The organism is Lentisphaerota bacterium (assembly GCA_016873675.1).
GTDB lineage: Bacteria > Verrucomicrobiota > Kiritimatiellia > RFP12 > JAAYNR01 > VGWG01.
This window is the reverse complement of sequence record VGWG01000135.1, coordinates 1-6,413: the sequence shown is the minus strand read 5'-3', so window position 1 is coordinate 6,413 and position 6,413 is coordinate 1. Positions and strand designations below refer to the sequence as shown.

5 protein-coding genes are annotated in these 6,413 nt (G+C 65.0%); 4 read left to right on the top strand and 1 reads right to left on the bottom strand.

Going from position 1 to position 6,413, the window contains the following annotated elements:
- Positions 1-35 precede the first annotated feature (35 nt).
- The 3 genes from FJ222_11515 to FJ222_11505 all read left to right on the top strand — a co-directional run bounded on the left by FJ222_11515 (position 36) and on the right by FJ222_11505 (position 3,878).
- Entirely contained in the window at positions 36-443 is a 408-nt protein-coding gene (locus FJ222_11515; GenBank protein MBM4165050.1) for a hypothetical protein, read from the top strand.
- A gap of 4 nt (positions 444-447) precedes the next feature.
- Positions 448-3,315, top strand: a complete 2,868-nt coding sequence (uvrA, locus tag FJ222_11510; GenBank protein ID MBM4165049.1) for an excinuclease ABC subunit UvrA — start codon at positions 448-450, stop codon at positions 3,313-3,315.
- 98 nt (positions 3,316-3,413) lie between these two features.
- On the top strand, positions 3,414-3,878 hold the full coding sequence (locus tag FJ222_11505; protein MBM4165048.1) for a divergent PAP2 family protein: 465 nt from the start codon (positions 3,414-3,416) through the stop codon (positions 3,876-3,878).
- Here FJ222_11505 and serS read toward each other — a convergent pair whose 3' ends face one another.
- Positions 3,879-5,156 carry a serine--tRNA ligase gene (serS, locus tag FJ222_11500; GenBank protein MBM4165047.1) on the bottom strand — a complete coding sequence of 426 codons (1,278 nt, stop codon included), beginning with the start codon at positions 5,154-5,156 and terminating at the stop codon, positions 3,879-3,881.
- A gap of 196 nt (positions 5,157-5,352) precedes the next feature.
- On the opposite strand from serS, the gene FJ222_11495 reads away from it, so the two are divergent.
- Positions 5,353-6,413 (top strand): DEAD/DEAH box helicase (locus FJ222_11495; GenBank protein ID MBM4165046.1); only part of this gene is annotated, 1,061 nt, incomplete at its 3' end.

Genomic DNA, 6,413 nt, shown 5'->3' with positions numbered 1-6,413 from the left:
TGCGCAACTATCTCCGGATGTTGGCGAGCGGTGACATGCCGGTGCGCGTACACTTGTCGAACGACACGGACGATCTGACCGCCATGCAGCAATACATGGCGGATATCGTTCGGCAGGCGGCCGATCACATCCGGGTGATTCAGGAACAGCAAGACCGCCTCCTGCACACGGAACGGCAACGGGTCATGATCGAAAGCCTCGGCTCGCTCTGCCACCACCTGGGCCAGCCGGCAACCCTCATCGCCACCTATCTCTACATGCTTCAGCAGCAGGCGGAGAAGCCGGAGATGCAGAAGACGGTCGGGGAGTGCCAGCAGGCGTTTGAAACCCTGCGTGACATCCTGACCCGCCTGCAACGCATCGTCATCTATCGCACAGAGCCCTATCTGGATGCAAACCCCGGAGAGCCGGCGAGCTCTGGCCCAAACATCATCTCCGTGTAAACCTATGGGCGATACCGACGATATCGTCATCACGGGCGCGCGGGAGCACAACTTGCGCGGCATTGATGTGCGGATTCCGCGCAACAGCCTCACCGTGATCACGGGGCTCAGCGGATCGGGCAAATCGTCTCTGGCGTTCGACACCCTCTACGCCGAAGGGCAGCGGCGGTACGTCGAGAGCCTGTCGGCCTATGCCCGGCAGTTTCTCGATCAGATGCAGAAACCGGACGTCGAGCATATCGAGGGACTCTCGCCGGCGATCGCGATCGAGCAGCGAACGGCGGGGAGCAATCCGCGCTCGATTGTGGCGACCACCACGGAAATCCACGACTACCTCCGCCTGCTCTACGGCAACATCGGGCACCCGCACTGCCCCGCCTGCGGCCGGCCCGTGGAGAAGCAAAGCGCGGAACAGATCGTTGCGCGGCTGCTCGCGTTTCCGCTCAAGACCAAGCTGGTGCTCCTCGCGCCGCTGGTCCAGGGACGCAAGGGGCGGCATGAGGAGGTGTTTGACGCCGTGCGGCGCCAGGGGTTTCTCCGCGTCCGTGTCAATGGCGCGCTGCTGGAGATCGACGCCGTTCCTGCGCTGGACAAGAACAAGAGCCATGTGATCGAGGCGGTGGTCGACCGGCTGGTCGTTTCCGATGCCATCCGGCCGCGCCTCGCCGATTCGGTGGAGCTCGGTCTGAAACAGGGCGGCGGCGTGATCCGCGTCCTGAGGACCGCCCCCGACGGCGCCGCGAGCGAGGAGGTCTACTCCGAAAAGAACGCCTGCTCGGCGTGCGGTGTGAGCTTCGAGGAACTCAAGCCGCGGGCGTTTTCCTTCAACAGTCCCTACGGCGCCTGCCCCGTCTGCTCGGGGCTGGGGGTGCAGCTCGTGTTTGACGAAGACCTGATCGTGCCGGACTCGGATCTGTCGCTGGAGGCCGGCGCCGTCCAGGCGTGGCGCCGGGGCGGACACCGCCTGATCCTCTATTACCGGCACCTGCTCAAGGCGGTGGCAAAGGCCTGTTCGATTGACATGGACACGCCCTATTGCGAGTTGCCCGCCGCGTTCCGCGAGACGCTCATGCGCGGGTCGGGCGGACAGGCGATCGATCTGGCGTATTGGATGAAGGGTGCCTGGCGCACCCAGTCCAAGCCGTTCGAAGGGGTGATTCCCAGCCTGCAGCGGCGCTACAACGAGTCGGAGATCGAGGAGGTGCGCGAGCGGCTCCGCAAATACATGTCCACGCAGCGCTGCCCGGCGTGCGGCGGCGCGCGGCTGCGGCCTGAGGCGCGGGCCTGCACCGTGGCCGGCCGGTCGATCATCGAGGTGATGGCCATGACGGTGCGCGAGGGCCGCGGCTTTTTTGAGGGGCTCGCGCTGACACCCCAAGAGGCCGTAATCGCCGCCGAAGTGCTCAAGGAGATCCGCCGCCGGCTGAGCTTCCTCGTCGACGTGGGGCTCGACTACCTCACGCTGGACCGGCCGAGCGCGACGCTGTCGGGCGGCGAGATGCAGCGGATCCGGCTGGCGACCCAGATCGGCTCGGGGCTGGTCGGCGTGCTCTATGTGCTCGACGAGCCCACCATCGGCCTCCACCCGCGCGATAACGAACGGCTGATCGCCATGCTCCGCCGCCTCCAGCAGCGGGGCAACACGGTGGTGATCGTCGAGCATGACGAGGAGATGATTCGCGAGGCCGACACCGTCATCGACCTCGGCCCCGGCGCGGGCCGCGCCGGCGGGGAGGTGGTCTATCAGGGCGATGTGAAGGGCCTGCTGCGCGCGCCGCGCTCCGAGACCGCCGCCTACCTCAGCGGTGCCAAGGCGATCACCCCGCCCTCCGAGCGGATTAAACCGGGCAAGCACTGGCTGACGGTCAAGGGCGCGACCGAAAACAATCTTCAGGGGATTGATGTGGCAATTCCCCTCGGCTGCTTTGTCTGCGTGACCGGCGTCTCGGGATCGGGCAAGTCGACGCTCGTTGACGATATCCTGCGCAAACACCTCGCCCGCCATTTCTACGGCGCCAGCGACAAGCCCGGAGCGTTCAAGAAGATCACCGGCGTTGAACATCTGGACAAGGTGATCGAAATCGATCAGAGCCCGATCGGGCGCACCCCGCGCAGCAACCCCGTAACCTACACCGGCGCGTTCACCGCCATCCGGGATCTGTTTGCCGCCACGTCCGCCGCCAAGGTTCGGGGCTATGGCCCCGGACGATTCAGCTTCAATGTCAAGGGTGGCCGTTGCGAGGTGTGCAAGGGCGATGGCCTGATTAAGCTGGAGATGCACTTCCTGCCCGATGTCTACGTCACCTGCGAGCTGTGCGGGGGCTTGCGCTACAACCGTGAAACGCTGGAGGTGCGCTACGGGGGCCGGACCATTGCGGAGGTGCTGGCGATGACCGTTGATGAGGCGCTCGAAGTCTTCCAGGCCGTGCCCGGGGTTGCCGGCAAGCTGCGCACGCTCTCCGAAGTCGGCCTGGGCTATGTCCAGCTCGGGCAGTCCGCGACCACCCTCTCGGGCGGCGAGGCGCAGCGGATCAAGCTCTCCGCCGAACTCAGCCGCCGCGCCACAGGGCGCACGCTCTATCTGCTGGACGAACCGACCACCGGACTGCATTTCGCCGACGTCCACAAACTGATGGAGGTGTTGCTGCGGCTGCGGGCGGCCGGCAACACCGTCGTGGTGATCGAACACAACCTCGACGTCGTCAAATGCGCCGACCACATCATCGACCTCGGCCCCGAGGGCGGCAGCGGCGGCGGCCGGGTCGTCGCCTGCGGCACCCCGGAAGTCATCGCCGCCTGCCCCGACTCCCACACCGGACGGTTTCTGAAACGACATCTGGCTGCCGGGCATCCCTCGCGTGCCCTGTCCTGATTGCTTCGCCGTTGATGCTTCGCCGTTGATGTTGACAAAAGCGGCCTTTTCCACGATGATGTCCGCCATTCGCCGATTCTGGCGAACCGGGTATTGCGATGATTATTCATACAGCCGTCGCCGATTTATTTTCAACGCCGTGGTTCTGGTCGGCCTTCTCCGGTTGGATGCTCGCGCAACTGTGCAAGTTGACGGCCGTGCTGATCACCGAACGCCGGCTGGACATTGGCTATTTTGTCAGCACCGGCGGCATGCCGAGCGCACACTCGGCGATGGTCAGCGCCTTGGCGACGGCGATCTCGCTGACCGAGGGGTTTGGCTCGTTCGCCGCCATCTTTGCCTGGTGTTTTGCGGGGGTGACGATGTTTGATGCGGCGGGCGTGCGCAATGCGGCGGGCGAGCAGGCCCGCATCCTGAACCAGATCGTGGACGAGTTGTTCAAGGAGCACAGGCTCTCTGAGAAGCGCCTGAAGGAACTGCTCGGCCACACCCGTTTCGAAGTCTTCGTCGGGATGCTTCTGGGCATCCTCTCCGCGCTGATCGTGGTGACGCGGTTCTTTTAGTCAGGCGCACGGTACGAGGCGGTCGACACCGTTCATGTACGGCACGATGGCCCGCGGCAGGGCGACAGAGCCGTCGGCCTGCTGGAACTGTTCGAGGATCGCGATCATCAGCCGCGGCAGCGCCACGCCCGAACCGTTGAGCGTGTGAATAAACTGGGGCCTGCCGGCGGCGTCTCGGTAGCGGATGTTCGCGCGGCGCGCCTGAAAATCCTCGAAATTGCTGCAGCTCGACACCTCGATCCAGCCCTTTTGCCCAGGCGCCCAGAGCTCGATGTCATAGCACTTGGCCGCGGCGAAGCTGATATCCCCCGAGCACAGCTCCAAAACGCGGTAGTGGAGGCCCAGGCCCCGGAGCACGTCTTCGGCATGGCCCACGAGCGTCTCCAGCTCGGCATAGGAGGTGGACGGCTCGACGAATTTGACCATCTCAACCTTGTCGAACTGGTGGACGCGCAGGATGCCGCGGGTCTCCTTGCCCGCCGAGCCGGCCTCGCGCCGGAAGCACGGCGTGTAGGCCGTGAGGTACACCGGCAGGGGCCGGTCAATGATCTCGTCGCGGAAATAGTTGGTCACCGGCACCTCGGCGGTCGGAATCAGCCACAGGTCGTCCACCTCGCAGTGATACATGTCTTCGGCCATCTTGGGGAGTTGCCCCGTGCCGCGCATCGAGTCGCTGTTGACGACGAATGGCGGCAGCATCTCGGTGTATCCGTGCCGGGTCGTATGCAGGTCGAGCATGTACTGGATCAGCGCCCGCTGCAGCTTCGCGCCCGCGCCGAGCAGGAGGGGAAAACCGGATCCGGACATCCGGGTCGCACGGGGAAAGTCGAAGAGACCGAGACGCTCGCCGAGGGCGACGTGATCCTGGGGGGCGAATTCGAACTGCGGAGCCTCTCCCGCGTGACGCACCACGCGGTTGGCCGAGGCATCGGGTCCTGTCGGGATTGAAGGGCAGGGGACGTTGGGGATGCGCAGCATGGCCTCGCCGAGGGACGCCTCGATCACGCGGATCTCCTCGTCCATCGCGGTGATCCGGTCGCCCGTCGCGCGCACGTCGGCCTGAAGCGCGGTCGTGTCGGCGCCCGATTTTTTCAGTAGGCCGATTTTCTTCGAATGGCTGTTGCGGCAGTTCTTCAACTCCTCAACCTGCGTGACCAGCCCCCGGCGGGCGCGGTCCAGATCAATCACCCGGTCTAGCGTCGTGCCGTCGGCGCCGCGACGCGTCAAGCCCTCGCGAATCTCGTCCGGCTTCTCTCGAATGCGTTTGATGTCCAGCATGGCGGCTCCTTCCCAAAACCGTCCCGCAGGCGGGCCGGTCGGCAGTGTTCGGATTGACGGATCCAAGCGTCGTCGGCGGGTATCATACTCCGTGGCGCTGGATTCGGCAACCCCGCAGCGAGCGTCACTTACGCCTGCCACCGTTTTTTCGCGGATTGACACGGTTGCCCTGCCGGGTTATAGTGACCCCATATTTATGCAGAAACACAAACACCCGCCGACTGATTCCGCCGTTCCCGGCACATCCGCAACCGTTTCGCACCCGCCCGCCCCCGAAGGGGCCTTCAGCCTGCTCGTGCAGCCGCTTCAACGCGCCGTTGCCGAGGAAGGGTATACCATCCCCACGCCGATTCAGCAGCAGGCTATTCCGCTGCTGCTGGCCGGCCGCGACGTCTTGGGGTGTGCCCAGACTGGCACGGGCAAGACCGCCGCCTTCACCCTGCCGCTGCTCCAGTACCTGACCGAGCACCGCCGTCCGACACCCGCCGGCAGGCCGCGCGCGCTGATTCTGGCGCCGACACGCGAGCTGGCTGCGCAAATCGGCGACAGCATCCACACCTACGGCCGCCACGTGCGCGTGTCTCACACCGTCATTTTCGGGGGCGTCAGCCAGAGCCATCAGGTGCGCGCGCTGCACGGCGGTGTCGACATCGTCGTCGCCACGCCCGGCCGCCTGCTCGACCTCATGCAGCAGGGGTTTGTGCGGCTCGACGATGTCGAATATTTTGTCCTCGATGAAGCCGACCGGATGCTCGACATGGGATTCCTCCCCGACATGCGGCGCGTCATCGCCAAGCTGCCCGCCAAGCGCCAGTCGCTCTTTTTCTCGGCCACGCTCACCCACGAGGCTCTGGATCTGGCGCGGACCCTCGTTCATGACGCGGCGCATGTCTCGGTTGCCCCGGAGCAGCCGACGGTGGATAAAATCAAGCAAAGCGTGATGTTTGTCTCCAAAAAGGACAAGAACGACCTCCTCGTCGTGCTCCTGCGCGCGACCGGCATGAGCAAGGTGATTGTCTTCACCCAGCGCAAGCATGTCGCCAACCGGGTGACGGAACATCTCAACGATGAGGGAATCACGGCGGCGGCGATCCACGGCAACAAGAGCCAGGGGGCCCGGACGCAGGCGCTTGGCGGCTTTCGTGAAGGGCGCGTGCGCGTCCTGGTCGCCACCGACATCGCCGCGCGCGGCATCGATGTAGACGGCATCACGCATGTGATCAATTACGAATTGCCGAACGAGCCGGAAACCTACAT

Excerpts from the sequence above, each read along its gene's own strand:
- serS (MBM4165047.1), bottom strand. The coding sequence starts at position 5,156 with ATGCTGGACATCAAACGCATTCGAGAGAAGCCGGACGAGATTCGCGAG.
- uvrA (MBM4165049.1), top strand. The coding sequence starts at position 448 with ATGGGCGATACCGACGATATCGTCATCACGGGCGCGCGGGAGCACAAC.
- FJ222_11515 (MBM4165050.1), top strand. The coding sequence starts at position 36 with ATGCCGGTGCGCGTACACTTGTCGAACGACACGGACGATCTGACCGCC.
- FJ222_11505 (MBM4165048.1), top strand. The coding sequence starts at position 3,414 with ATGATTATTCATACAGCCGTCGCCGATTTATTTTCAACGCCGTGGTTC.